At 59.4% G+C, this 24,339-nt stretch carries 21 protein-coding genes, 1 tRNA gene and 1 pseudogene; 13 read left to right on the top strand and 10 right to left on the bottom strand.

Annotation, left to right across the window (positions count from 1 at the left end; all coding sequences use genetic code 11):
• Positions 1 to 14: 14 nt before the first annotated feature.
• The 8 genes from mdoH to V7730_RS10360 all read right to left on the bottom strand — a co-directional run bounded on the left by mdoH (position 15) and on the right by V7730_RS10360 (position 10,102).
• Positions 15 to 1,895, bottom strand: a complete 1,881-nt coding sequence (mdoH, locus tag V7730_RS10395) for a glucans biosynthesis glucosyltransferase MdoH (RefSeq protein ID WP_335747528.1) — start codon at positions 1,893 to 1,895, stop codon at positions 15 to 17.
• Positions 1,892 to 3,418 carry a glucan biosynthesis protein gene (locus tag V7730_RS10390; RefSeq protein WP_335747527.1) on the bottom strand — a complete coding sequence of 509 codons (1,527 nt, stop codon included), beginning with the start codon at positions 3,416 to 3,418 and terminating at the stop codon, positions 1,892 to 1,894. Before V7730_RS10390 ends, mdoH begins: the two co-directional genes overlap by 4 nt.
• The gene (locus V7730_RS10385) at positions 3,418 to 4,668 is read right to left on the bottom strand and encodes an OpgC family protein (RefSeq protein WP_335747526.1); all 1,251 of its coding nucleotides are present in this window, start codon (positions 4,666 to 4,668) and stop codon (positions 3,418 to 3,420) included. The genes V7730_RS10390 and V7730_RS10385 overlap by 1 nt, the downstream gene beginning before the upstream one ends.
• A gap of 17 nt (positions 4,669 to 4,685) precedes the next feature.
• Positions 4,686 to 6,038 (bottom strand): tetratricopeptide repeat protein, encoded by a 1,353-nt coding sequence (locus tag V7730_RS10380; RefSeq protein ID WP_335747525.1) that lies wholly within the window; start codon positions 6,036 to 6,038, stop codon positions 4,686 to 4,688.
• Positions 6,039 to 6,248: 210 nt separating this feature from the next.
• Positions 6,249 to 7,454, bottom strand: a complete 1,206-nt coding sequence (locus tag V7730_RS10375) for a CaiB/BaiF CoA transferase family protein (RefSeq protein ID WP_335747524.1) — start codon at positions 7,452 to 7,454, stop codon at positions 6,249 to 6,251.
• Positions 7,438 to 9,060, bottom strand: a complete 1,623-nt coding sequence (locus V7730_RS10370; protein ID WP_335747523.1) for a thiamine pyrophosphate-binding protein — start codon at positions 9,058 to 9,060, stop codon at positions 7,438 to 7,440. Before V7730_RS10370 ends, V7730_RS10375 begins: the two co-directional genes overlap by 17 nt.
• Before the next feature lie 106 nt (positions 9,061 to 9,166).
• Positions 9,167 to 9,769, bottom strand: a complete 603-nt coding sequence (locus V7730_RS10365; RefSeq protein WP_335747522.1) for a GcrA family cell cycle regulator — start codon at positions 9,767 to 9,769, stop codon at positions 9,167 to 9,169.
• Between the two features lie 93 nt (positions 9,770 to 9,862).
• The gene (locus V7730_RS10360; protein ID WP_335747521.1) at positions 9,863 to 10,102 is read right to left on the bottom strand and encodes a hypothetical protein; all 240 of its coding nucleotides are present in this window, start codon (positions 10,100 to 10,102) and stop codon (positions 9,863 to 9,865) included.
• 938 nt (positions 10,103 to 11,040) lie between these two features.
• On the opposite strand from V7730_RS10360, the gene V7730_RS10355 reads away from it, so the two are divergent.
• The 4 genes from V7730_RS10355 (at position 11,041) to gndA (ending at position 15,701) form a co-directional block, all read left to right on the top strand.
• On the top strand, positions 11,041 to 12,216 hold the full coding sequence (locus V7730_RS10355) for an aspartate aminotransferase family protein (protein WP_335747520.1): 1,176 nt from the start codon (positions 11,041 to 11,043) through the stop codon (positions 12,214 to 12,216).
• 70 nt (positions 12,217 to 12,286) lie between these two features.
• Positions 12,287 to 13,192, top strand: coding sequence for an ornithine carbamoyltransferase (argF, locus tag V7730_RS10350; protein ID WP_335747519.1), 906 nt, complete (start codon positions 12,287 to 12,289; stop codon positions 13,190 to 13,192).
• Positions 13,182 to 14,204, top strand: coding sequence for a 2-dehydropantoate 2-reductase (locus V7730_RS10345; protein ID WP_335747518.1), 1,023 nt, complete (start codon positions 13,182 to 13,184; stop codon positions 14,202 to 14,204). Before argF ends, V7730_RS10345 begins: the two co-directional genes overlap by 11 nt.
• Before the next feature lie 81 nt (positions 14,205 to 14,285).
• On the top strand, positions 14,286 to 15,701 hold the full coding sequence (gene gndA, locus V7730_RS10340; protein WP_335747517.1) for an NADP-dependent phosphogluconate dehydrogenase: 1,416 nt from the start codon (positions 14,286 to 14,288) through the stop codon (positions 15,699 to 15,701).
• A 1-nt stretch (position 15,702) separates the two neighbouring features.
• On the opposite strand, the gene hrpB is transcribed toward gndA, so the two are convergent.
• Complete coding sequence (gene hrpB, locus V7730_RS10335) at positions 15,703 to 18,126, bottom strand: ATP-dependent helicase HrpB (RefSeq protein ID WP_335747516.1); 2,424 nt, start codon at positions 18,124 to 18,126, stop codon at positions 15,703 to 15,705.
• A gap of 93 nt (positions 18,127 to 18,219) precedes the next feature.
• On the opposite strand from hrpB, the gene meaB reads away from it, so the two are divergent.
• The 3 genes from meaB (at position 18,220) to V7730_RS10320 (ending at position 20,236) form a co-directional block, all read left to right on the top strand.
• Entirely contained in the window at positions 18,220 to 19,197 is a 978-nt protein-coding gene (gene meaB / locus V7730_RS10330; protein WP_335747515.1) for a methylmalonyl Co-A mutase-associated GTPase MeaB, read from the top strand.
• A gap of 138 nt (positions 19,198 to 19,335) precedes the next feature.
• On the top strand, positions 19,336 to 19,635 hold the full coding sequence (gene rpmB / locus V7730_RS10325; protein WP_335747514.1) for a 50S ribosomal protein L28: 300 nt from the start codon (positions 19,336 to 19,338) through the stop codon (positions 19,633 to 19,635).
• Between the two features lie 124 nt (positions 19,636 to 19,759).
• Entirely contained in the window at positions 19,760 to 20,236 is a 477-nt protein-coding gene (locus V7730_RS10320; protein ID WP_335747513.1) for a copper chaperone PCu(A)C, read from the top strand.
• Positions 20,237 to 20,240: 4 nt separating this feature from the next.
• Here V7730_RS10320 and V7730_RS10315 read toward each other — a convergent pair whose 3' ends face one another.
• Positions 20,241 to 20,936, bottom strand: a complete 696-nt coding sequence (locus V7730_RS10315; protein WP_335747512.1) for an NAD-dependent deacylase — start codon at positions 20,934 to 20,936, stop codon at positions 20,241 to 20,243.
• 151 nt (positions 20,937 to 21,087) lie between these two features.
• Between V7730_RS10315 and V7730_RS10310 the strand changes: the two are divergent.
• The 6 genes and pseudogenes from V7730_RS10310 to V7730_RS10285 all read left to right on the top strand — a co-directional run bounded on the left by V7730_RS10310 (position 21,088) and on the right by V7730_RS10285 (position 24,263).
• Positions 21,088 to 21,976 (top strand): annotated as a pseudogene (locus V7730_RS10310) (carbon-nitrogen hydrolase family protein).
• A 67-nt stretch (positions 21,977 to 22,043) separates the two neighbouring features.
• A complete protein-coding gene (infA, locus tag V7730_RS10305) occupies positions 22,044 to 22,262 on the top strand; it encodes a translation initiation factor IF-1 (RefSeq protein ID WP_005978431.1) in 219 nt (72 codons plus the stop codon).
• Between the two features lie 42 nt (positions 22,263 to 22,304).
• Entirely contained in the window at positions 22,305 to 22,883 is a 579-nt protein-coding gene (locus V7730_RS10300; RefSeq protein WP_335747511.1) for a Maf family protein, read from the top strand.
• Entirely contained in the window at positions 22,880 to 23,905 is a 1,026-nt protein-coding gene (locus tag V7730_RS10295; protein ID WP_335747510.1) for a ribonuclease E/G, read from the top strand. The genes V7730_RS10300 and V7730_RS10295 overlap by 4 nt, the downstream gene beginning before the upstream one ends.
• The gene (locus tag V7730_RS10290) at positions 23,902 to 24,087 is read left to right on the top strand and encodes a DNA gyrase inhibitor YacG (protein WP_335747509.1); all 186 of its coding nucleotides are present in this window, start codon (positions 23,902 to 23,904) and stop codon (positions 24,085 to 24,087) included. The genes V7730_RS10295 and V7730_RS10290 overlap by 4 nt, the downstream gene beginning before the upstream one ends.
• Positions 24,088 to 24,188: 101 nt before the next feature.
• Positions 24,189 to 24,263, top strand: a tRNA-Phe gene (locus tag V7730_RS10285).
• Positions 24,264 to 24,339 lie beyond the last annotated feature (76 nt).

The raw sequence follows: 24,339 nt of genomic DNA, 5'->3' as shown, positions 1-24,339 counted from the left end.
TAGCAACCGATGCGCTATTCAACTGGTGCCTTTGGTGAAGCCAGCGCAAGGGCCAGACGGGCGCGCTCGCGCATGGCGTGACGTACAATCGCCGGTTCGCGCAGGGTGTAGGGACTGTCGAGCCGGAAAGTCGCGGGCGCGCGGTTGGATATTTGAACCCCCGACAGGGCCGAAAGCGGTACTGCCAACACCAGGCTGGCGATAATCGGCACCAACCAAAGCGAGATCAGGCCGGCCATCAGTCCGCTTAGCAGCAAAAGGCCAAGCACCATCTCAAGCCAGTGGAATTTCATCAACGTGCCCCAGCTGTGTTGCCGCGCATCGCGAGCCTGCGGCGCCCATGCTTCGCTGCCAGTGGTATAGGCACGCACAACAGCCTTGGTCTGCTGGATCATCATGATCGGCGCATAGGCAATGGACAGGGCCACTTCGACAACAAAGCTGCCCAAGAACGGACCAACGCCGCCAAAAACCCTTGCTGCGCGCGGCGTCGCGGCAATGATGCCTGCGCCCGCGATCTTTGGCGTCAGCAGCATCGCATACATAATCACCAGAAATAGGGCGCTGTCGATGTGGCTCATGGCGGGGGGCCAGTCAGGGAACAGTGGGTTCGCCTCGTTGAAATAGCGGATCACGTTCGTCTCGCTGTCTTTGCCCAGCAGCGCCCAGATCACCAGCAGGAAGAACCATGCAGGGCTAAGCAGATAGGCCACCGCGCCGTGGAACAGGTGAAACCGTGAGACAGGGTGCAATCCTTTGGTGCCCAGCAGGCGCAGGTGTTGCAGGTTCCCACGGCACCAACGACGATCACGGATCACATAGTCGATCAGGGTCGCAGGCGTTTCTTCAAAGCTGCCCGTCACGCGCGGCAAAAATCGGACGCCCCAACCGGCGCGTCGCAGCAGGCCTGCTTCAACAAAATCATGGCTGAGGATGAGCTCGTCACGGCCGCCGCGACCACGCATGCGCGGCAGCATCGCGCTGGAGGCAAAAGCACGGGTGCGGATAATAGCGTTGTGACCCCAATAATTCCCTTCCGAGCGCGCCCAAGTGGCCAGCCCTTCGGCGAGCAGCCAGCCATAAGCGATGTTAGAGAACTGCTGAAGCCGCGCAAAAACAGTTTGGGCGCCTATCAGCATCGGGAAGGTCTGGATCAGCCCAGCGTTGGGGTCGCTTGAAAGCTCCGATGACAAACGGTCAATCGCACGGCCGCTCATCAGGCTGTCAGCATCGAGTACCACCATACCCTCATAGGCCGCACCCCAACCGCGTGTCCATTCGGCTAGGTTGCCTACTTTCTTGTCCGTGTTCGCAGTGCGACGGCGGTAATGCACGTGAAAGCCTTTCGGCGCACGGGCGGCCAGATCTTCAAAGGCCTGCCACTCCATCGCGGCAATGTTATCGTCACGGGTGTCTGACAGGACAAACAGCGTATAGCGGTGCGGACCGGCGCGGCTTGCCAAATCCTGCAACATGGCGGCGGCGTTCCCAAAGACGTTCTGCGGAACTTCGTTATAAACCGGCACCAGCAGCGCCACGTCAATTCCCTGCACCGCTGCTGTAGGCCGTGCATCAGCCTGCTCACGGGCCAGCAGGCCTGCGATGGCAACCCCTACGGTGCTGACCGAAAGCGCAACCCAAATGAAGGTTGCCCCAATCATGCTGAGCAGGGCCCATTCCATACCGCTCATCCCACCTTGGGCGAGCCAGCCGTAAAGGCCGTAGACCAAAAGCGCTGTGCCAATCACTGCAGGTACAAAGGTTGCCGCGCGCCATCCGGTAGTAGGCACAGCTGCGATGTGCGCAGCCTGTTGGGGCTGTTGGCCAAGGGATTGCTCCTGTGCATCCAGCGGTGAAGCGGGCGGCATGGAGGAGGGGAAGGTCAGATCATTCATCCGGTTTTTGTCCAACGATAAAGCCAAATTTCGCTCAAGGCAGCGCCACCCGCGCGCAGTTGCACCCTGAATTCGGATACGTCTGCGCCTTCGGGCTCAAAGGTGAACGCTAGACGAGGCCCATTGGTTTCCGGATTGCGCTGTAAAATACTGGGTGTCGTTGTGCCAGCACTGCTGCGCAGGGTGATTTCAACCGTGCTCAGGTCTTCGGGAACTGAGTCTGCGTTCTCAAAGTCGATGACCATGACCTGACCGCCTTCTGGCCGTCCGCCCATCGCCGAGCCGAGAACGCGCAGCAATTCTGGTGTTTTGGGCGGAGGATTGGCACCCCATTGCATGCGGTAGCGCAGCGGGTGTTCGGCCCCAGCGGGGATCGGTTCCTCGGGACGCCAATAGGCCACGACGTTGTCATAGATTTCGAGGTCGGCAGGAATTTCGACCAACGTCACCGCACCACGCCCCCAATCGCCACGTGGCGTAATCCAGACCGACGGGCGCTGGTGATACAGCGCCTCAAGATCGTTGAAATCGCTGAAGGCGCGTTTGCGCTGCATCAGGCCGAAGCCCTTGGGGTTTTCGTCTGTGAAGCTGCTGATTTGCAGGGTGGTGGGGTTTGCCAACTGTCGCCAGATCACCTCTGTGGCGCCGTTGTGGATCAGCAGTCCGTCACTGTCATGGACATTGGGCCGGAAGTCGGAAAACCGCGCGCGGTTTGTGCTGTCGAACAGGAACATCGACGTAAGCGGTGCAATCCCTACATGAGACATCTCGGTGCGGGCGAAAATCGTGGCCTCGACTTCCATATCCAGAACCGCGCCATGCGTGATTTCGAAGCGGAAAGCACCTGTGCAACTTGGGCTGTCCATCAATGCGTGCAGGGTGATGGATTTGTCCGACGGATCTGGCGTCTCGACCCAGAAGGCGGTGAAGTCGGGAAATTCTTCGCCCATCGGATCGCCGGTCTTCAGAGCAAGACCGCGCGCGGAAAGGCCGTAAATCTGCCCCGTGCCAATCCCGCGGAAATAGCTCGCACCCTGAAATACTGCATATTCGGTGTACTTGCCGCCGCCCAACAGATCAGCGCGCAGGCGAAGACCAGCATAGCCCATATGATCGTTCAGCGGCAGTTCGGGGAACTGGTCGGATTTGTCGAAAACACCCAGATCAAACAGCAGCGGGCTTGCGGTGCTGTTCTCGATGATATTCACCTCTACGGCGCGCGGAAAATAGAGACCGGGTGGGAACACATCCAGCCGGTGGGGGCGCTTGGTGTTCTCCCACAGCGCGTTGCGCGTATCGAACCAAATCTTTCGATACTGGTCATAGCTGAGGTTCTGCCACTCTTGCGGAATGGTCGGGCGGGGCTGATAATCTGACGCCGCCAAGGCACGCGCGCGGCTGGTCACGGTTTGATTGTTGAACGGTGTACCGGCACCGGTTTGCAGCGGAGCATCCTCGGCCAGTGCTGCCGAAGGGATCGCCGCCAGTGCGGCCAGTGCTTGCAAGACTTCGCGACGCAACATCAGTTTGCCCTCTTCCATGGATTAGATTTGAACCATCCGGCGCCATAGGCTGTGGCGACCAAAATGATGGCACCGCCCAGATTGACCAGCAGTGTGGTGGTTGTGGTGCGACCGGTAAGGTCCATCACAAAGCCCATCACCTGTGCCAGAAACATGGAGGTGACAAAAACAGCGAGTGACTGCTGGCCGACTTTCAGGATGATCTTAAGCAGGCGATCCCAGGCTCGGGCCGGCAGCCCGCTGCCCTGACCGAGCAGGTTGTCGCCCTTATCGCCGGCAAAGACCCAAGCAAGATAGGCCAGCGAGAGGAAGTGCACAAAACGCAAGATGCCGAAATCGGTCTTATCGATGAGCGCGCTGATCGACATGCGGAAATCGATTACGGGATTGCCGATTGCGGTTTCAAAGAACCAGTCCTGTGCGACGGCGCGCACGCCGATGTTGCTGCTCGGTATGATTGCGATGACGATTACAGCGGCGATGGCGACCAGCATAGGATGCACACGCGGCTTGGGGATCCAGCCACGCATGAGGGCAAAGCCCGTGAAAAAGATCAGTTGCCATGCAAAAGGATTAAAGAACCATTTGCGCTCGGACCATGGCTCCGCCGGAAAGGCCAGATGCGCAGGACCCCAAACCGATTGTTGTGCGGCTAACCAGACCACGATCATGAAGACAAAGACCAAACCAGTGTGGACCCGCTGCAAGGCAATCACGATCGGCATCATCGCGAGCACGACCAGATACATGGGCAGAATGTCGAAATAGTTCGGGACGTAAGAAAGAGTCAGCAGTCCTACCAGCGGCACTGCGGGGTCCTCGAAGAACTTCCATAGATTCAAAGAGCCGATGTAGTTTTTGTCATAGCCCCCGTAGAAATCAATGCCCGCCAAAAGCGCGGCAATGGCAATGAACAGCCCTATATGCGCCCAGTAGACCTGCCAGATGCGAAAGGCCACGCGTGCAGTTCCCAATGCCCAGCCAGAGCGCTGGAAAGCACCGCCAAAGGCAATGGCTGATGCCATGCCTGAGCAAAATACAAACATTTCTGTTGCGTCTGAAAAGCCCCAGCGTGCGGGAATCCACAGGGTCAGGAAGTTGCCGGGCGTGTGGGCCATCAGGATGATGAACATGGCAATGCCGCGAAAGAAGTCGAGGCGCAGATCGCGCACGCGCGGTTGCGCTGCGGCCGCAGCAAAAGAAACGGAACTGGTCGGGTAATCAGGAACAGCAGTAGAGGCGAGCGTCATAAGGGCAAGGCATCCGGTTATTGCGCGGCGATGCCGCGGGAAGTGTTGAGTTTTTCAAAGCGGGTTGCGGCGAAACGGTCGATGGTACCTCCGCGTTGGGCAAGCCTGTCACGCAGGATCGCGGCGGTAGCATCATAGCGGCCTGCGCGCAGGCCTGAGTCGATGGTTATGCGCTCGAATACATCACGTTGTGCGCGGCTACCACCAATTGTTGACATCAAAGGACGCGCTGCAGCAAGATTCAGAAACGCTGCATCATAGCGCCCCTCTGAGAAGGCATTTAGCCCTGCAATTGCTGCTGTTCCGGGGGCATCGACGCGCGCAGCCATCTCACCCGATTTGGACGCATCGCGGGCAAAACGCGCGGTCATCCGGTCACGCGCGGCACCTCGTTCCGCTCCGGCGAGAGCCAGAAGATAGTGCAGATCAGCAAACACTAGACAGCCGTCTTCGACCCGTGCCTCAGAGAAGTCGGCCAGCTCTTCCCAACGGGGACCAACGTCCATCCCCTCCAGCTCCAACCGCATCAAAAGAGATGTTGCATTAGAGATGTCGCGGTAATCGTCGGTTTTTTCTGCGCGGATTTGCGCATCGTAAAGACCCAAGGCTACATCAAGCTCGCCGCGTTCCATGTGCAGCAGGGCTTTGTGCCACCAGACATGGTAGCGGAAATTGTTTGATCCCTGCCACGCGGCGGTGTTCTGGTCGATCAGGGCGATGCCATTGTCGGGCTGTACCGTCACGTCATAGACATGTGCCACGGCATGCAATCCCCATGCATCATCAGCCGCAAGCGATAGGCCTTCGCGACCTGTCTTTTCAGCCAGCACATATTCGCCGGTTTCCTCCAGCGTGAAGGCGTGACTGCCCAGCAGATACCCGCGGCAAGCGTGATCATCTCCATGGGCAGACAAAATGCGTTCGACCGAGGTTCGCATGCCTGCGCTATCTCCCAGCATGAAACGGATACCATGGCTCAGCTTAGCCGAGATTGTGTCATAGGGCAGGGCGCGCAGTATTTGTTCAATTGTTTCGACTGCGGCTGACGGGGAGCCGTCCAGCCAATGTGCCAACGCGCTGATCCAACCCTGCTCGCGTGCGGTGATATTGCTAGAGGCGGCACAGTTGCGCGCCTCTGTCAGCGCGGCGCGGGCTGCCGGAATAACCTCGGCACGTCCCGTCATTAGACAAAACAATCCTCGGGCAGCGTGCCCCATGGCGAAATCCGGGGCGGTGTCCATCAGGCGACCTAAATGGACAGGTGTTTCGCGACCATGCGATAGAACGCCGAGGACGACACTGTTCCAGTCCTCTAGCGCGGAGGAAGAAGACAGGGTGACGGGGCAATGACAGATATCGGTCTGGGTCACGTTAACAACACCTTCAAGTCAAATGTAGTGCGCAACAATCGCGCGGCCTGCCCTAAACTCTACCTGTGAAAAGGGGTTCACGTCATTGCCGGGGGCGATCTCACACGTCAACGTGAACCTGTCCACATGTTTCGTGAACAGGTTGTAATCAGCGCGCAATAGCTGCGAAATTTGAGCGTGGTTTTGCCGTAAGGCCCCAATTTAAGCGTACTATTGCTTAGAGTCGCCGAGCCATGTTTCAAATACCTCGTCCGTGTCCTGCCCAAAGTGGGGAGGCGGGCGGTCGTATTTGACAGGGGTGGCCGAGAACTTCAGCGGGTTCCCCAAGAGGTGCAGATGCCCGCCTTCAATGCCGGTGGCTGCAACCTGCTGGACTGCACCACGCGCGCGCGCCTGATCAGAGGTAAGCGCCTCTTCGATGTTGTTGATCGGTCCGGCGGGTACTTTGACGGCGCGCAGAGCGTCCAGAATGGTCGCTTTGGTCCAATGCTTTAGCGGCGGTTTGATATGGCCCATCAGGGCAACCCGGTTTTCAATACGTGCCAGATTGGTCCCAAAATCCGGATCAGTGGCTAGATGTGGCAGGCCAAGCACATCGCAGAACCGCGCAAACTGGGCATCATTTCCAACGGCCAACAAGAAGTGCCCGTCGGACACCTCGAAGGCATCATAGGGTACGATGTTTGGATGCGCATTGCCGCGCCGTTCGGGGAGGGTGCCAGACGTGAGATAGTTCAAGCCCTCGTTGACCAACCACGCCATCTGCGAGTCTATCAGGGCAACTTCGACGTGCTGGCCAACACCCGTTTTGTCGCGGTGACGTAGGGCCGACAAGATACCAATGGTCGCATACATGCCGCACATGACATCCGCGATGCCAACGCCTACTTTGGTCGGCGCCCCGTCCGGATCACCCGTGATGGACATGATCCCGCCAAAGCCCTGCGCCATTAAATCATAGCCGGGCTTGTCGCGGTTGGGGCCTGTTTGGCCGAAGCCGGAGATCGAACAATACACCAATCCGGGATGGGCGGCGCAAAGGGTTGCGTGGTCTAGCCCGTATTTCACCAAACCGCCGGGTTTAAAGTTCTCCACCACGATGTCTGCGCGTGCGGCAAGGCGGCGTATAATGTCCTGCCCCTCTGGCGTAGCGATATCCACCGAAACAGAGCGCTTGTTGCGGTTGGAGGACATGAAATAGGCTGACAGATCAGAGGCGCTGCCATCTTCGTTGCGCGCATAATGTGGCCCCCAACCGCGCGTGTCATCGCCACCGGTCTTCGGGTTCTCCACCTTTATGACGGTGGCACCCAAATCACCCAACATCTGCGTCGCCGTTGGCCCCGCAAGGATGCGCGTGAGGTCGAGTACAAAAACGCCGTCCAGTGCGCCGCTGGGCTCAGATGCGCCCGTCATAAGCTCCTCGTTCAATTATACAGGCGATGACCGAGAAGGTGTCAGCGTCTTGTGCGGCTCGCATGGCGGTTTCAAGCTCTGTTCGGTTGGTGGCAGTATGGCCAGCCCCGCCAAAGGCACGGCCCATCGCCGCAAAATCGTGGTGACCGAACTCGACCGCGGCGTTGCGCAACTGGCGCTGGCGTTGTTTGAGCTCGATCAGCGCTAGCGACGCATCGACAAAGACAACAAATATGGGCTTGATCCCAATTTCCTTTGCCGTGGCAAGTTCGCCCGCGATCATCAGGAACCCTGCATCGCCAGAGAAAGACACCACGGTGCGTTCGGGCGTGCAAAGGGCAGTGCCCATGGCCAATGGCAGCGCGCAGCCCATGGTGCACAGGGCAGACGATTGTAGTAGCCCGCGTGGTGTCTGGCAGGTCCACATTTGAGACAGCAGGATACGGTGCGCGCCACTATCGGCAGTGGCGATTGTGTCGTTGGGTAGGGATTTTTGGCAGGTGTCGATAACAGCGGCGGGCCCCCAATCGTCATCGGTGGGGAAGGCGGCTGCAAGTGCGGCTTTCACCGCCTTGATCTCTCCATCCGGCCATGTCTGAACGGGGTCGATCTCCGCGCCGATGGCTGCAAGGCTCGCACCGCAATCGGCGATTGCTGGCAGGCTTGCCTGATGCATGTAATGGTGGTTTGGCGCGGCGGTGATGTCTATCACATGCGTCTCGCGCGGGTCCCAGACGTCGCGCCAGCCGGGCCGCATCTCGATCGGATCATAGCCCACGCAAAGGATCAGATCGGCGGACTGAACGAAGGGCAGCAGATGCTGGTCTGCTAGTGGTGACAGTCCAGCAGCGCCTAGTGACAGCGTGTGCGTTTCATCCAACAGCCCTTTGGCTTTGTAGGTGGTAATCACGGGGATGCCGAAGCGACTGGCGAAATACGTGAGGTCGGGGCCAGCGCATTGGTTGACCGCATCGACACCAGCGATGATCACCGGTCGATGTGCTTCTGTCAGCCACCTGCGCGCGCGCTCCAAGTCATTGCCTGCAAGGGCCGCTTTCGCGGTTTTCCCTCTGGGAGCCGGGGGTTTACCATCGACCTGTGTATCTGCCACAGAGATAGGCACGTCGATATGTACCGGACCCGGCCTGCCTTCCAGCGCGATGCCCACAGCCTTATCCGCGATAACATGGGCCGCGCCCGCACTCAGTCGAAACGTCGCCTTGGTAATCGGGCGCAGGACGGCCTGCTGGTCAAGTACTTGATGAGTGTATGTCTCGGCCTCATCGGCGTCGACGCAGCCGGACAGGACGATCAGTGGCACGCGATCCTGATGGGCATTGGCAATGGCGTTGACGCCGTTCAGGATACCAGGTCCAATGGTGGCGACCATGATGCCTGGCGCGCCGCTCTGGTGCCATGCAGCTTCGGCCATAAACCCGGCTGCGTTCTCATGTTTGCACAGAACAAAGGCGATACCAGCCGCTTCAAGTGCATCAACAAGCGTCAGAACTTCGCCGCCCGGCATGCCAAAGGCGTGGCGGCAGCCCGCCGCATAGAGCCGCCGCGCGATTGCGTCTGCGGCGCGGATCGTGTCGTGAACAGTCATGAGTTACCCTGTGCTGCGTTCTTTTCGGCACAAACCACAGGACGTAAAGCGCTGCAAATCAAGACTGCGTGGCTATTGTTACACGGTCCAGATTTTGCATATGCCGTTAGCGACGGCGGTCGCGGCGTGCGCTCATGGGTTGGAAAGCTACGCCAACATGCGCTTCGCAATACGGTTTGCCCTGCTTTACAGGAAGGCCACAGAACCAGAAATCTTCTGTCGCTGGGTCACCTACGGGCCATTTGCAGGTCCGTTCGGTCAGCTCCATAAGGGTCAGTTTTTTTGCCTTCTTCTCAATCTCGTTGACCTTGGCAAGCGCTTCTGGACTGATCTCGTTGGCGGAAGGCTGTGGCGGCAGAGGCTGACCCGCAGGAATGATCTGGTTGCGCGCGGGACGCTTAGCATCCGGCGAAATCGCAGGCTCCGTCTTTAGATCGGGCTTGCTGGATGCTGGCGTAGGGGCCGGTTCCGGCTCTGCTGCGGCGGCAGCGGGTTTAGCCTTGGGGGCCGCTTTGGGCGCGGCCTTTGCTTTTAGCTCTGCCTTGGCGGCTGTGCCTGTTGTGGTGCGATTTGACAGCCCCAGACGGTGCACTTTGCCGATAACAGCGTTTCTCGTGACGCCGCCCAGCTCTTTTGCGATCTGGCTTGCGGACTGGCCTTCGCCCCACATTTTCTTCAAGATTTCAACGCGGTCATCGGTCCAGGACATGGAAGCTTCCCTAGTGTAAAAAGCGGCCCTTAACGGACCGCTTTGGCAAATTCAGTCTCCTATACTAGTGGCTATGTCAGCAGGTGCAAGGGATCACAGGGAAGAAGGCGGACGTGGCACCGGCTTTTTGAGCTGCGCTTCGCGTAAGGCGAACCTCAGCGCAACGGTCAGAATGATCGCTGTGCCAAGGTATGTGATGGCATCCTGCCGCATACCGTAGAAGGCCGGATCATAGGCTGCGGCAAAGACCAGTGTACCATAACTGAACGGCGTGACAAAGCTGGCGCCTACCCGGGCCATCGCATTCACAAAGCACGTTTTCGCAACCGCCATGCACACCACGATCCCTGCCAGCACAGACCATTGCTAGACTGTAGGCATCTGCCAAACAGGCAAGACAGCACAGGTCGCGATGCCTGAACCTATCAAAATATTGACTAGAAAATCTGGAACGGGTTCTCACGACCGGTGAGTTTCTTGATAAAGATCAACTTCATACCCATCACCACGGTGGCCCCGAGTGCCTGCACGCAGCAGGTTGAAAGCTTTGCGGGGGCGGGCTTAGTAGCACGATGGTACCGATCAGCGCTAACGCGGCAGCAGACCGGCGCACGCGGCCAACCTTTTCAGCCAGCAGCTGGACTGCCTGCACCTTCGCAAACACCGGATGAGGAACGAGATCGCTGCCGCATCCGCGAGTGGTATAAACGCCACGGATAAGAACATAAGGGTCACACCCGCCAAACCAAAGCTGCTGCGCGCGAAATGCAGCCGCCAATTCAGTCGTGACAGTTGCGGTCGCAGAATTGAGGCCACAAGGCTTAGCCACAGAAATGCAAATAAAAATCGGCTATGACTGATCTAGATGGCGGGCAGGGGTGCGCCCAACGTATCGGTGCCAAGGCTTTTCGCCATCAGCGTGGTGGCGGCAATAAAGGTGGTGGCAAAGAGAATCAGTGCGGCAGCAACCGCGTTGCTGTGGGGCGGGGCGTAAACATGGCCAAGCTATTGCGCGGATGTCATCGTCTCACAATTACGTTGCACAAACAGTTGCAAACCTTCGCCAACCCGTTATGCATCCCTCATGAATATGCAAATTGCTATCCTGTCCCGACGACGCCGTAGCTGATCTGCTGCCGCTGGTCCTGCACCTTGTGCCGGACTGATACAGGATGCGTCGCATGCGCACCTACCCCAAATTCTCTTGACCCGCCGCAGCACTCATGGCCTTTTGTGCTTTTGCGGCTTGCTCCCTTGAAAGGATGACCCAGATGATCTCTTCTGTCCTGCCGACCTATTCCCGCGCCCCGCTAAGCTTCGTCAAAGGCGAAGGGTCATGGCTGATCGAGGCGGATGGCCGACGCTTTCTGGACCTTGGCGCAGGCATCGCGGTGAACGTATTGGGTCACGCCAACCCCGCGCTGACTGCTGCGTTGACCGAGCAAGCGGGCGCGCTGTGGCATACCTCCAACCTTTACCAGATCCCGCAGCAAACGGCGCTTGCGGATAAACTGGTCGCGCATACTTTTGCCGATACCGTTTTTTTCACCAATTCGGGCACCGAAAGCTGTGAGCTGGCCGTGAAGATGGCGCGCAAGTATTTCTATGACAAAGGCCAGCCTGAACGGGTCGAGATCATTACCTTCTCCGGGTCTTTCCATGGCCGTTCCTCTGCGGGCATCGCGGCAGCGGGCTCTGAGAAAATGACAAAGGGCTTTGGTCCGCTGCTGCCCGGCTTTGTGCATCTGGAATTTGGTGATCATGATGCGCTGACCGCGGCCATCACGGACAAGACATGCGCGGTTCTGGTCGAGCCTGTGCAGGGCGAAGGCGGCATCCGTCCGCTGCCCGACGCCTGCCTTAAGGGCCTGCGCGATTTGTGCGATGAACACGGCATTCTGATGATCCTCGACGAAGTGCAATGCGGCGTGGGCCGCACGGGAAAGCTGTTTGCCCATGAATGGGCTGGCGTGACGCCCGATATCATGATGGTCGCCAAAGGCATCGGCGGCGGCTTCCCTTTGGGGGCTGTCCTTGCCACCGAAGACGCAGCGAGCGGTATGACCGCTGGCACTCATGGTTCTACTTACGGCGGCAATCCGTTGGGCTGTGCTGTTGGTTCTGCTGTTATGGATATTGTGGCCGATCCTGCCTTTCTGGCCGAGGTGAACCGCAAAGCCGGATTGATGCGACAAAAGCTTGAAGGGCTTATTGCCGCCCACCCCGATGTTTTCGAAGGCGTTCGCGGAGCGGGCATGATGATGGGTCTGAAATGCAAGGTGGCACCGGCGGATGTGGTCAATGCCGGCTATGAAGAGCAGGTCATTACGGTTCCTGCCGCAGATAACGTCGTGCGCCTGTTGCCACCGCTCAATATCTCGGACGAAGAGATTGCCGAAGCCGTCAACCGCCTTGACCAAGCGGCAACAACTCTTGGCGCTGCCTGATATTCGATTTTCGCAAATTCATCGCCGGAGGCGTCTCTCCGGCGTCTACCTCTGTAATAAAGACTGACTCATGAAACATTTTCTCGACATCCATACAATGGCGCAAATCGAACTGCGCGGCATCATCGATGACGCTGCCGCTATGAAGAAGGCGCGTCTTGGTCGCCCCCGCGGCGCGCCTGATGACGTCCAGCCGCTAAAGGACCACATGGTCGCGCTGATTTTTGAAAAACCCTCCACTCGTACACGCGTGTCCTTTGATGTGGGCGTGCGGCAGATGGGCGGGCAGACCATGGTTCTGTCCGGTGCCGATATGCAGCTGGGCCACGGTGAGACAATTGCCGATACAGCCCGCGTTTTGTCACGCTATGTTGATCTTATCATGATCCGCACGTTTGAAGAACAAACTCTGCACGAGATGGCCGAATACGCCACCGTGCCGGTGATCAACGGCCTCACCAACCGCACCCACCCTTGCCAGATCATGGCCGATATTATGACCTTCGAAGAGCATAACGGCCCGATCAAAGGCAAGCGCGTGGTTTGGTCTGGCGATGGTAACAACGTCTTTGCGAGCTTCGCCCATGCGGCTAAACAGTTCGATTTTGAACTCGTATTTACTGGCCCTGAAACACTGGAGCCAGAGCGCGCGCTTGAAGGTCTCTACACAAGCGTTCGCGACCCGAATGAGGCGGTCAGAGGGGCCGATCTGGTGGTGACCGACACATGGGTCTCTATGCATGATCCGCAATCCGCGCGCGAGCGGCGCCATAACCAGTTGCGCGGCTATCAGGTCAATGAGGCGTTGATGGCAAAGGCCAAGCCTGACGCACTGTTCATGCACTGCCTGCCAGCCCACCGTGATGACGAGGCGACAAGCGCTGTGATGGACGGGCCTCACTCGGTCATCTTCGACGAGGCCGAAAACCGCCTGCATGCGCAAAAGGCCGTCATGCGGTGGTGTCTTGAAAAGTAGCTCGCCTACTGGCACCCACATTGTGATCGCGGGGGCCGGTGCCATCGGCTGTTATGTCGGTGGCATGTTGGCCCATGCGGGCCATGAGGTCAGCTTTCTGGGCCGCCCGCGCGTGCTGGACCAGCTTCGCACAGAAGGTCTGCGCGTTGGTGACTATACCGGCATGGACGTAACACTCGCCCCAGAAACGCTTGATCTGCACGAAAGCCCTGAGGTCTTGGCAGGGGCCGATCTGATCCTCGTCTGCGTCAAATCGGCTGCAACGGCTGCGATCGCAGACCAGATTGCTGCCCACGCGCCACCTCATGCGATTATCGTGAGCCTGCAAAACGGGATGGGCCATGCCGAAACCTTGCGTGCGGCACTGCCCGCGCACGATATTCGTGCCGGCATGGTGCCGTTCAACGTGGTCCCCGTGGCACCTGCGCATTTCCACCGCGCCACCAGTGGCGATATCGTAATTGCCGCAGGGCTAGGCGATTTGGCTCAAACGATGAGCGTCGCAGGGCTGGACGTCACCGAAAGTGACGAGATCGAGGCGGTGCAATGGGGTAAATTCCTGCTCAACCTCAACAACGCCCCGAACGCCTTGTCGGGGTTAAGCCTGCATAGCCAGTTGTTAAGCCGTCCGTGGCGACGACTGATGGCGGACCAGATGACCGAAGCGCTGCGTGTCTTGCGCGCGCATGATTGCGCCATTCGCCCCACAACGCCGGTTCCAGTGGGGCTTGTGCCGCATGTGTTACGGCTGCCCACGCCGCTGTTCAGACGTGTGGCGGCAAAGATGCTGACGATTGATGCGCAGGCCCGCACTTCAATGGCGCATGATCTGGGGGCAGGGCGGGCCACCGAGATCGACGCGCTTCAGGGCCGCATAATCGAAATGGGGCGTGCGAAATCCATACCCACACCGCTAAATTCCGCGATGCACGCGGCGGTGAAGATGGCAGAGCGGGGCGGCAAGACGGGCATGACCCCAGACCAGTTGCGCAGCTTCAAAAGCGGTTCCTGAACAGCTCTCGCGGCTTTGACTTGCACAGCCGTGCGAAAACTACGACGCTTGGCTGAACACAGCATTTTCAGGAGTTCCCCAATGACACAGGCCAAAGCGGATATTGGTGTATACGGGTTGGGGACGATGGGCAGCGCGTTGGCGCTGAACTTTGCGGAAAAGGGCTTTCGCGTTGCCGTCACCAACCGCGAGTCCGAGTGGATTGCGCCTTTTGTGAAAGAAGCGGGGCTGTTGTCACAAGCCATTGTTCCCGCGCAAACCCTGCCAGAGTTCGTCGCCGCGCTGAAAACACCTCGCACGATCCTTTTCATGATCCCCTCGGGGGCTCCGATGGACGCGATGATCGAGACAGTGCTGCCGCTTTTGGATGATGGCGATACAATCATTGACGGTGGCAACGCAGATTTCCACGATACCCGCCGCCGGTTTGACCAGCTCAGCGGGACGGGGAAGCACTTTGTGGGCATGGGCGTGTCAGGCGGGGAAAAGGGCGCGCGGCACGGCCCCTCCATGATGGTGGGTGGCACAGACCATAGCTGGGCACAGTTCAAACCCATGGCCGAAGCGATTGCAGCCCAGTTTGAGGGCAGCCCCTGCGTGGCGCATCTGGGCCCCGACGGGGCAGGCCATTTCGTCAAAACGGTGCACAACGGCATTGAATATGCGGATATGCAGATGATTGCCGAGGTTTACGGCATTCTGCGCGATGGCGCGGGGTGGGAGGCAACACGAATTGGTCAGTTGTTTGAGCAATGGCAGGACGGCCCGCTTGCCTCATATCTGATAGAGGTGAGCGCGGCAGCCTTGCAAGCGACGGACCCGGAGACAGGCCAGCCCATGGTCGACGTAATCCAGGACCGCGCTGGTCAAAAAGGCACGGGGCGATGGACTGTGATCGAGGCGCTGAAGCTGGGGCAATCTGCCAATGCTATTGAGGCCGCAGTGGGCGCGCGTGGTTGGTCGTCTGAAAAACCAGCGCGACAGACAGCAGAGCCGTTGTTGACGGCGGGGTTGCTGGAAGCTCATCTGCCAGCGGACAAAGATCTGGAAAGTGCTCTGCTGGCTGCGCGCATCCTTTCCCATGCTCAGGGCTTTCGCCTTCTTGCAGCCGCCTCAGATGAATTCGATTGGTCGCTCGATTTCTCCCGCATCTCAGAGATTTGGCGGGCTGGGTGCATCATCCGCTCGGCGCTGCTGGATGATTTTGCCCAAACTTTCAAAAGCGCAATGCCGCATGACCATCTGATACTTGCGCCTGCTATTGCAGCAAAACTGGCTGACGCGGTTCCTGCGTTGCGGCGGACAGTTGCCACGGGCGCCGCATTGGGGACGCCCTTGCCGTCCCTTATGGCAGCTCTGGCATGGTATGACAGCATGCGTCAGGGACGTGGCACGGCGAACCTTATTCAGGCACAACGCGATTTCTTCGGGGCGCACGGGTTCGAGCGGACGGACAGGGATGGCAAGTTCAACGCGGTTTGGCCGGACCTGAAATAGTTCAGGTGCCACGCGGTTTGGCGCGCAAGGTAGGGTCAGCGGCGCGCGGATCATCTGGCCACGGATGACGCGGATAGCGCGCGCGCATGTCCTTGCGCACATCCGCATAGGACCCGTCCCAAAATCCGGGCAAGTCCATCGTCACCTGAACAGGGCGCTGGGCAGGTGACAGCAGCGTGACCTGCAGCGGCTGGCCCGCCACGCTGGGGTGGCGCGTCACGCCGAACATCTCTTGCAAGCGGACGGCGATCTGCGGGGTATCTCCGTCATAATCAATGGCAATGCGCCGACCCAACGGAGTCTTGAAATGAGCCGGTGCCATGCGGTCAAGCTGCTGTTGCTGGTCCCAATCCAGCCGCGCGCGCAGGGCTGGCAGCAGATCAAACCGCTTCCAGTCGTCAGTGCTGCGGGTGGTGCCCAGATGTGGCAATAGCCATTCCTCAAGCGTGGCTATCAGATGCGCCTCTGAAAAATCAGGGAAATCCGGTTGGTCTGCCATCAGTTTTGCACGGCGCAAGAAACGCGCTGCGGGTGCGTCTGGCCTCAGGCCCAACTGCGCAATCCCCTCAAGCATCGCGCGCGCGACATCTTCTTGTGGCGCGTCCGCCCACGTGCGGTCATCCAGGACCAACGCGCCAAAGCGTTCCTGACGGCGTGTTTCTACGCGGCCCTCGCGGCGCGACCAAGCGCAATGATCATGCCAAGCGATTTGGTCACCAAAGGCTGCGCGCAACGCACTTTCGGATAGCGGCGTTCCCTGGCGGATACGGGCCTCACGCGGGTCGCCATCCAAGTCAGTCGCTACGATCAGCCGTTCTCCGGCCAACGGATCTCCATCGGGCGCCACGGCCCCCTTGCCACCCGATAGGACAAACCGCGCGGCATCCCCTTTGCGCCGCAACCCGATCCGGTCGGGATAGGCGAGTGCAGCGAGAGTGCCGATGTCTTCGGGACCCTCCGCTGCAGTGGCGCGTGTAAGGCGTTTGGCCTCTTGGTGGATGCGCGCAAGCGTGGCGTGATGCACTTCACCCGGTGCGCGCTCACCGGCAACGGCGCGCATTCGGTGGCTCAGGTCCAGCGGTGCGCCGCGCAGCGGGTCACGCTCTGCCAGAATGGCGGCCAGCGTTGCCGCCGACCGTCCACCAATTGCTACCATATGCGCAAGGCGCGGATGCAGCGGCAGTTTAGCAAGGCTGCGACCGTGGCGCGTGATTAAGCCATTTGAGTCGAGTGCACCCAGCATGTGCAGTAGCGCCTTGGCTTCTTGTAACCGCCCTGCATGGGGCGGCGTGACAAACGCCAGATCGGTGGCTTGCGCACCCCAAAGCGCCAGTTCCAGCGCAAAGGCGCTCAGATCACCGCTTTCAATTTCGGCAGGCGGGTAGGCGGCAAGCGCGCCGTCTTCGCCACGGGTCCACAGCTTAAAGGCCTCTCCTTCGCTCATCCGGCCTGCGCGGCCTGCGCGCTGGGTCGCTTCGGCTTGCGTAACGCGGGTGGTGACAAGGCGGGACATACCGGAAGATGGATCAAACTCGGCCCGTCGCGCGCGCCCGCCATCCACCACAATGCGGATGCCTTCGATGGTCAGAGAGGTTTCCGCGATCGAGGTGGCGAGCACAATTTTGCGGCCCGTTGGTGCGGGATTGATCGCAGCGCGCTGGGCCTTGAAGTCCATCGCCCCAAAAAGTGGCGCAATGGTGCAATCAGCGGGTACTTGTCGTGACAGTAGCGCCTCGACCCGCCTGATTTCTCCTTCGCCAGGCAGGAACACCAGCGCGGAACCTTCGGCCCGCGCCAATGCATGCAGCACAAGATCGGCGACTGCCTGTTCATAGCGGATGTTTTTGGCCAGCGGTTTGTCCAGCCAGTGAGAGGTCACCGGAAAGCTGCGGCCCTCCGATGTCACAACCGGTGCCTCCATGAGGGAGGCCACTGGTGCTGCGTCCAGCGTGGCTGACATCGCCACCAGCATCAAATCATCGCGCAATGCGCCTGCAATATCCAGACACAGGGCCAGCCCCAGATCCGCATTGAGAGAGCGTTCGTGGAATTCGTCAAAGATTACCGCGCCAATGTCTGGCAATTCGGCATTGTCCTGAATCATCCGCGTGAGGATCCCTTCGGTCACGACCTCGACCTGCGTGGCCTTCGAGATAGCAGAGGCGCCGCGCACCCGAAAGCCCACGGTTTGGCCGACGTCCTCACCCAGCGTTTGCGCCATCCGCTCGGCGGCGGCGCGTGCGGCAAGGCGGCGTGGCTCCAGCATCAGGATGCGGCCCTGCACCAGACCGGCCTCCAGCATTGCCAGCGGCACGCGGGTGGTTTTGCCCGCACCGGGAGGGGCTTGCAGCACCAGTCGCGCGTGGTGGCGCAGGGCATCCAATATGGCGGGCATAACGTCATCTATGGGCAGTAGTTTTTGCATGGGCTCCTTATCAGGCTTGGCGACGGGTGGAGCAAGGCTGGACATTCGCGCGGGAGCACGAGAAAAACGCGAGAACAAGCGCGGAGGCTTCGAATGGACATCATAGACATGGCACAGCGCATTGCTGCGGGGGAGCGTCGCGCGCTGGCGAGGGCGATTACGCTGGTGGAAAGCGGGCGCAGCGATCACCGTGAACAAGCGACCGCGTTGCTGGCCGCCCTTGGGCAGGGGCGCGAGGCGTTGCGTATTGGTCTTTCAGGCACGCCCGGCGTTGGTAAATCGACCTTTATCGAGAGTTTTGGCCTGATGCTTACAGGGCAGGGGCTGCGTGTGGCGGTGCTGGCAGTGGACCCCAGTTCAGCGCGCTCTGGCGGGTCGATCCTCGGGGACAAAACGCGCATGGAATTGCTCAGCCGTGATCCCATGGCCTTTATTCGTCCCAGTCCCAGCCAGACCCATCTGGGCGGCGTGGCGCGGCGCACGCGTGAGGCGGTGGCCCTATGTGAGGCGGCCGGCTTTGACGTTGTGTTGATTGAAACCGTGGGCGTCGGTCAGTCCGAGACGGTAGTGGCGCAGATGTCTGACCTGTTCTTGTTGCTGCTTGCTCCTGCAGGGGGGGATGAACTGCAAGGCGTGAAGCGCGGCATCATGGAGATGGCTGATGTCATCGTCATCAATAAGGCGGACGGTGATCTGAAGGCCACTGCCATGCGCACCCAAGCTGACTATGCCGGCGCGCTGCGCCTGATGCGTAAACGACCACAAGACCCCGAAGGCTACCCCTGCGCGATGACTGTATCGGCGCTAGAACAGTGCGGATTGCCAGAGGTGTGGGAGACGATGCAGCGCCTGATAGAGTGGCGATGTGAACAGGGGTTCTGGGATCAGACACGGGCCGCACAGGCGCGTTACTGGTTTGAAGATGCGGTCAAAACGACCCTGCTGGCGCAGCTTGAGACCCCCCGCGCCCGCAGTGCCCTCGCGGCACTCAGTGATGCCGTTGCGGCAGGCGCGCAGGAACCTGCGGCCGCTGCAGCCACCTTTGTTCGCGAATTGCGCAGTGATGACTGATAAAGCGGCCCCAGCGGGTTGACCTGTCGTGCGATTCCTCCTAAAGCCTGCAGACCAATTTAACGGTCGCCGGTGGTGCGGCCTGCTGATCTGTGGTGCCAAACTCAAGGCGCCGCGTTGAACCAAGAGGATGAACCCATGTCGCGCCGTTGCGAATTGACCGGAAAAGGCCCGATGTCGGGCAACAACGTATCACATGCCAAGAACCGCACACGTCGTCGGTTCCTGCCAAACCTGAACGACACCACGCTTCAGTCCGAATCGCTCGGTCGTGGTTTCAAGCTGCGCATCTCCGCAGCTGCTCTGCGCAGCGTGGATCACCGTGGTGGTTTGGACAAGTTTCTGGCGAAAGCCAAAGACATCGAACTGTCCGACAACGCACTGAAGATCAAAAAAGCCATCGCAAAGTCCAGCGTAACAGCTGACGTACTTTCTTAAGTCGCGATACAGTCTTTTCGGAAACGACCCCGTCCTGAATACAGGACTGGGTCGTTTTCATTTTTGGGATGGAAACTGTGCGCTCAAGCGCACAGATAGAGACAGATCAGTGGGGGAACCCTTCATGCAAAAACCAAAAGCAGCGATGGGTATTGTCGTCGCCGTCGCGCTGGCCGCGGTGATCATGGCCGTTGTTTCGGTGAAAATGTCTCCGCTCGACAAAAGCTCGGCGGCGTTTCTGGTGGAAGAGCCCTATTTGCGCAGCAGCCTGCCCACGTCCACCTCTGCCGCAGCGTTTCTAGTACTGCGCAATGAGACTGGCAGCGACGACCGCCTGATCGCGGTACGCTCCGCCCTGACGGGCCGCGTTGAGCTTCACAGCCACGCCCAAGACGCCAACGGTGTGATGCGCATGGGTCCGATTGAGGGTGGCGTTGCCTTGGCCGATGGGGCGAGCTACAGTTTTTCGCGCGGCGGGGATCATTTCATGTTTACAGGCCTTGATGCGCCGCTGGAGCAAGGCCAGATGGTACCTGTCACGCTGGTGTTCGAGGCGGCCGGTGAGGTCGAAATCACGGTGCCAGTGGATCTTGATCGCTAGACGCTCAGCCAGCCCTGAGAATGCTAGCCACCCATTCGGGCACCGTCTGGGTGGCTGGCCCCAAAAGAGCCTCATCAAACTGTGCGCCTACTGCTGATTGCTCCAGATTGATCTCAAGTGTTTTCGCACCTGCGCGAGAGGCTTCGGCCGCAAACCCGGCTGCCGGATAGACGTTTCCGGACGTACCAATTGCTGCAAAGATGTCCGCACGGCTGAGTGCATTAAATATGCGGTCCATTTCATAAGGCATCTCACCAAACCAGACGATATCCGGGCGCGCAGCGGCCGCGCCGCACGACGGGCAAGTCTCTCCTACGTGCATCATCATAGGAGCGTCCCAACGGTGTTCGCAGACTGCACATAGCGCCGAATTCAAGGCGCCGTGCATATGGATTAGGTTCTTGCTGCCAACCCGTTCATGCAGATCGTCGACGTTTTGCGTAACGACCAGCACTTCACCGCTATACTCGGCCTCAAGCTGCGCTAGCGCTTTGTGGGCGGCGTTGGGCAGTGCGTCGGCGGCAAGGTGGCGGCGCATGTTATAAAACTCCACAACGAGGGCGGGATCACAGGCAAACCCTTCGGGCGTGGCCACGTCTTCGACGCGGTGCTGCGCCCAAAGGCTGGTTTCAGCGCGAAAAGTCTCGATCCCGCTTTCTGCTGAGATACCTGCGCCCGTAAGGATAACGATTCTGCTCATGCTGTGCTCCGCTTATTAGGGCCAAAACGGCGCTTCGGGGCAGAATATCACCGCGCAGTGGGCGGTGCCAGTCCATGGCGTTCATCGCCCTTGCCGAGGACTGGGCAGAAAGGCAGGGTGGCGCCAGACACCACAGCACCGGAGCCGTCCCATGAAAATCGCAACAGCCGCCTATCATCTCAATATCCTCAGCTCTTGGGCGGAATACGAGGATAAGATTGCCCGCTGGGTGGGGGAGGCTGCGGGGGTAGGGGCGGACTTGCTGGTGTTCCCCGAATACGGAGCGATGGAGCTGGCAACACTCGACGGACTTGAGGTTGCCGGTGATCTGGAGCGCCCGCTTTTCTCCGTTTCGGACAAGTTAGAGCAGGCAGATGCGCTGCACGTCCGTTTGGCATCGGAATATGGCGTGCATATCGTTGCAGCCTCCGCTCCTGCTGCGACATCAACGCGGCCTGTGAACCCGTGCACGTCTGATCACACCCGACGGGCAGATCGGTGTGCAGGACAAGCAAATCATGACCCGATTCGAGCGTGAAGTCTGGGATGTGATCGGGGGTGGTCTGCTTCAGGTTTTTGATACTGCGGTTGGTCGGATCGGCATTTTGATCTGCTACGATAGTGAATTCCCGCTTTTGGGCCGGGCGCTGGAAAGCTGTGACGTCATCGCAGAACCCAGTGTGACAGAAGCTCTGGCAGGTTTTTGGCGCGTGCGCACGGGCGCGATGGCGCGTGCGCTGGAGAAACAGTGCGTTACGGCGATGTCATCCGTGGTGTGAGAGGCGGACTGGTCAGACGCATTGGGCTCATGCGTGGGCGCGGGGGGCATATTTTGCCCACCTGACACAGCCTTTCCTTCGACCGGCGTTCTTGCTGCGGCAGAAATTTGTGTTCCCGGTTGGACATATGCAGATGTAAACTTGAAAACGATCGCAAATGTGCGTGCCGATGGCGTGGTGTTGAACTGCGCGCATCGGGATGAGCAGCTGGGCCACGACATGCCTGCGTTAAATGTGCCGCTGAATCGCTTCTCCTCTTGAAAAACCGCTCGGATGCGCTCATTTAGTCCCGTGTCCCCGTGTTGGGGGCGTTTTTACAGGAGAAAACATGGCCAAGGAAGATACGCTCGAATTTCCCGGTGTCGTTAAGGAACTCCTGCCGAATGCGACGTTCCGGGTCGAGCTTGAAAACGGCCATGAGATCATCGCGCATACGGCAGGCAAAATGCGAAAGAACCGCATCCGCGTTCTGGCAGGCGATAAGGTACAGGTCGAAATGACCCCTTATGATCTGACCAAAGGCCGGATCAACTACCGTTTCAAATAACGAAATCCCCCGCCTGCCCGGAAGGCCGGGCGAGGAGCTACTATGAAATTCATCCTCGGATCAGGATCACCGCGCCGCAAGGAATTGTTGGCGCAAATTGGCGTAGTTGCCGATGACATCCGTGCACCTGATATTGATGAAACCCCGCATAGGGCAGAACTTCCACGCCCCTATTGCGCACGCATGGCGCGCGAGAAGGTGGCGGCAGTTGTCGCAGAGCCGAATGATATCGTGCTTTGCGCCGATACCACAGTGGCTCTGGGTCGCCGGATCTTGGGTAAGCCTGCTGACCGTGCCGAGGCCGAGACGTTCTTGCGCGCCCTATCAGGGCGGCGTCACAAGGTCATCACTGCAGTTGCGGTGAAGCGCGGCGAACGCCTGTGGGAGCGCGATGTGCTCAGCACCGTGCGGATGAAGAACCTCGACGATCAAGAACTGCACGCCTACCTAGATACTGGAGACTGGGAAGGCAAGGCTGGCGGTTACGGCATTCAGGGGCCTGCCGGTGTGCTGATCCCGTGGATTTCCGGCTCATTCACCGGCATTGTGGGGCTACCCCTTGCCGAGACCACAAATCTGCTGCGCGCGGCAGGCTACCCGCTATATGGAGAAGGCTCATGAAAGGCCGTACTATCATTCTGGACCACTTGGGCGATGTCGAAGCTGCCGCGCTGATGGTGGACGGGCAAATGGACGACCTGCTGGTCGATACACCCGATTCCCCGCGCGTTGGCGCCATTTATCGCGCCATCGCCGACCGGCCGGTAAAGGGGCAGGGGGGCATGTTCCTCAAAACCACTGACGGTTCTGCCTTTCTGCGCCAGATAAAGGGGCTTGCCCCCGGTCAGCCGATCCTTGTGCAGGTCACCGGCTTTGCGGAAGACGGCAAAGCGATTCCCGTCACCTCCAAGCTGCTGTTCAAAAGCCGCTATGCCATCATCACACCCGAGGCCCCCGGTCTGAATATCTCGCGGGCGATCCGCGACGAGCCAGAGCGGGACCGTCTGCTGGAAATTGCGCATGATGCGATGGACGGAGCGGAATACGGCCTGATTCTGCGATCTTGCTGTGCTGGTGCCGACGGTGAGGCCATTACCGAAGATATCGAAGCGATGTTGGGTCTTGCCCATACCGTGCTGGAGGATGCCAGCACCGATATGGAAACGCTTGCCGAAGGCGACGGCCCGCATGTACTTGCGTGGCGTGATTGGGTCGAGCCTGCCGAGATCGTGACACAAGAGGGCGGCTTTGAAGAGCATGGCGTGTTGGATGCGCTCGACGGTCTGATGGAGGACATGGCGCCTTTGTCCGGCGGTGCTTCGATGTACATTGAGCCAACACGCGCGCTGGTCGCGGTAGACGTGAATACCGGCTCTGATGTCTCCCTGGCCGCAGGTATTAAGGCAAACATGGCCTGTGCCCGTGCTTTGCCCCGTGCCCTGCGTCTGCGCGGCCTTGGCGGCCAGATCGTCTTGGATCTGGCTCCTATGCCAAAAAAAGATCGTCGCCCTTTCGAGACGGCCCTGCGCGCGGCTTTCCGCACGGACGATGTCGAAACGGCTTTGGTTGGCTGGACCCCGCTGGGGCATTACGAGCTGCAGCGCAAACGCGCTCGCGCTCCGCTGACAGAGGTGCTTGCATGAACTGCCCGATCTGTTCTGGCGAGACAGATAAGAAATACCGTCCCTTCTGCTCACGCCGCTGCGCCGACGTTGATCTGGCCAAGTGGTTTTCAGGCGCATACGCAGCCCCGTCACAAGAACCAGAAGATATTGAAAAAGCCATTGAGGCCGTCGAAAATGCGCCGTTACAAAAGCCTCATTAGCCACCATGCGCATCTTGTTGCGCCAAGACGCAAAATTGGGCTGGACACCCGTGGTCTGAAACCCTAGAACGCGCTCACCCGACCAGTTTACTGGTCCCGGTGCCCGGGTAGCTCAGGGGTAGAGCAGTGGATTGAAAATCCTCGTGTCGGTGGTTCGATTCCGCCCCTGGGCACCATTAAGATCGACTAACTGGTTGATTTATAACGAAACTTCTGAAATTTGGGTTTTTGTATCCCCCCAATTATCCCCCT

The organism is Sulfitobacter sp. (genome assembly GCF_036961165.1).
In the GTDB taxonomy this organism is placed as follows: domain Bacteria; phylum Pseudomonadota; class Alphaproteobacteria; order Rhodobacterales; family Rhodobacteraceae; genus Sulfitobacter.
Note: the sequence above shows the minus strand (reverse complement) of the source record. Positions and strands in the feature narration are given on the sequence as shown.

Excerpts from the sequence above, each read along its gene's own strand:
- mdoH (WP_335747528.1), bottom strand. The coding sequence starts at position 1,895 with ATGAATGATCTGACCTTCCCCTCCTCCATGCCGCCCGCTTCACCGCTG.
- V7730_RS10390 (WP_335747527.1), bottom strand. The coding sequence starts at position 3,418 with ATGTTGCGTCGCGAAGTCTTGCAAGCACTGGCCGCACTGGCGGCGATC.
- V7730_RS10385 (WP_335747526.1), bottom strand. The coding sequence starts at position 4,668 with ATGACGCTCGCCTCTACTGCTGTTCCTGATTACCCGACCAGTTCCGTT.
- V7730_RS10375 (WP_335747524.1), bottom strand. The coding sequence starts at position 7,454 with ATGACGGGCGCATCTGAGCCCAGCGGCGCACTGGACGGCGTTTTTGTA.
- V7730_RS10370 (WP_335747523.1), bottom strand. The coding sequence starts at position 9,060 with ATGACTGTTCACGACACGATCCGCGCCGCAGACGCAATCGCGCGGCGG.
- V7730_RS10365 (WP_335747522.1), bottom strand. The coding sequence starts at position 9,769 with ATGTCCTGGACCGATGACCGCGTTGAAATCTTGAAGAAAATGTGGGGC.
- V7730_RS10360 (WP_335747521.1), bottom strand. The coding sequence starts at position 10,102 with ATGGCGGTTGCGAAAACGTGCTTTGTGAATGCGATGGCCCGGGTAGGC.
- V7730_RS10355 (WP_335747520.1), top strand. The coding sequence starts at position 11,041 with ATGATCTCTTCTGTCCTGCCGACCTATTCCCGCGCCCCGCTAAGCTTC.
- argF (WP_335747519.1), top strand. The coding sequence starts at position 12,287 with ATGAAACATTTTCTCGACATCCATACAATGGCGCAAATCGAACTGCGC.
- gndA (WP_335747517.1), top strand. The coding sequence starts at position 14,286 with ATGACACAGGCCAAAGCGGATATTGGTGTATACGGGTTGGGGACGATG.
- hrpB (WP_335747516.1), bottom strand. The coding sequence starts at position 18,126 with ATGCAAAAACTACTGCCCATAGATGACGTTATGCCCGCCATATTGGAT.
- meaB (WP_335747515.1), top strand. The coding sequence starts at position 18,220 with ATGGACATCATAGACATGGCACAGCGCATTGCTGCGGGGGAGCGTCGC.
- rpmB (WP_335747514.1), top strand. The coding sequence starts at position 19,336 with ATGTCGCGCCGTTGCGAATTGACCGGAAAAGGCCCGATGTCGGGCAAC.
- V7730_RS10320 (WP_335747513.1), top strand. The coding sequence starts at position 19,760 with ATGCAAAAACCAAAAGCAGCGATGGGTATTGTCGTCGCCGTCGCGCTG.
- V7730_RS10315 (WP_335747512.1), bottom strand. The coding sequence starts at position 20,936 with ATGAGCAGAATCGTTATCCTTACGGGCGCAGGTATCTCAGCAGAAAGC.
- infA (WP_005978431.1), top strand. The coding sequence starts at position 22,044 with ATGGCCAAGGAAGATACGCTCGAATTTCCCGGTGTCGTTAAGGAACTC.
- V7730_RS10300 (WP_335747511.1), top strand. The coding sequence starts at position 22,305 with ATGAAATTCATCCTCGGATCAGGATCACCGCGCCGCAAGGAATTGTTG.
- V7730_RS10295 (WP_335747510.1), top strand. The coding sequence starts at position 22,880 with ATGAAAGGCCGTACTATCATTCTGGACCACTTGGGCGATGTCGAAGCT.
- V7730_RS10290 (WP_335747509.1), top strand. The coding sequence starts at position 23,902 with ATGAACTGCCCGATCTGTTCTGGCGAGACAGATAAGAAATACCGTCCC.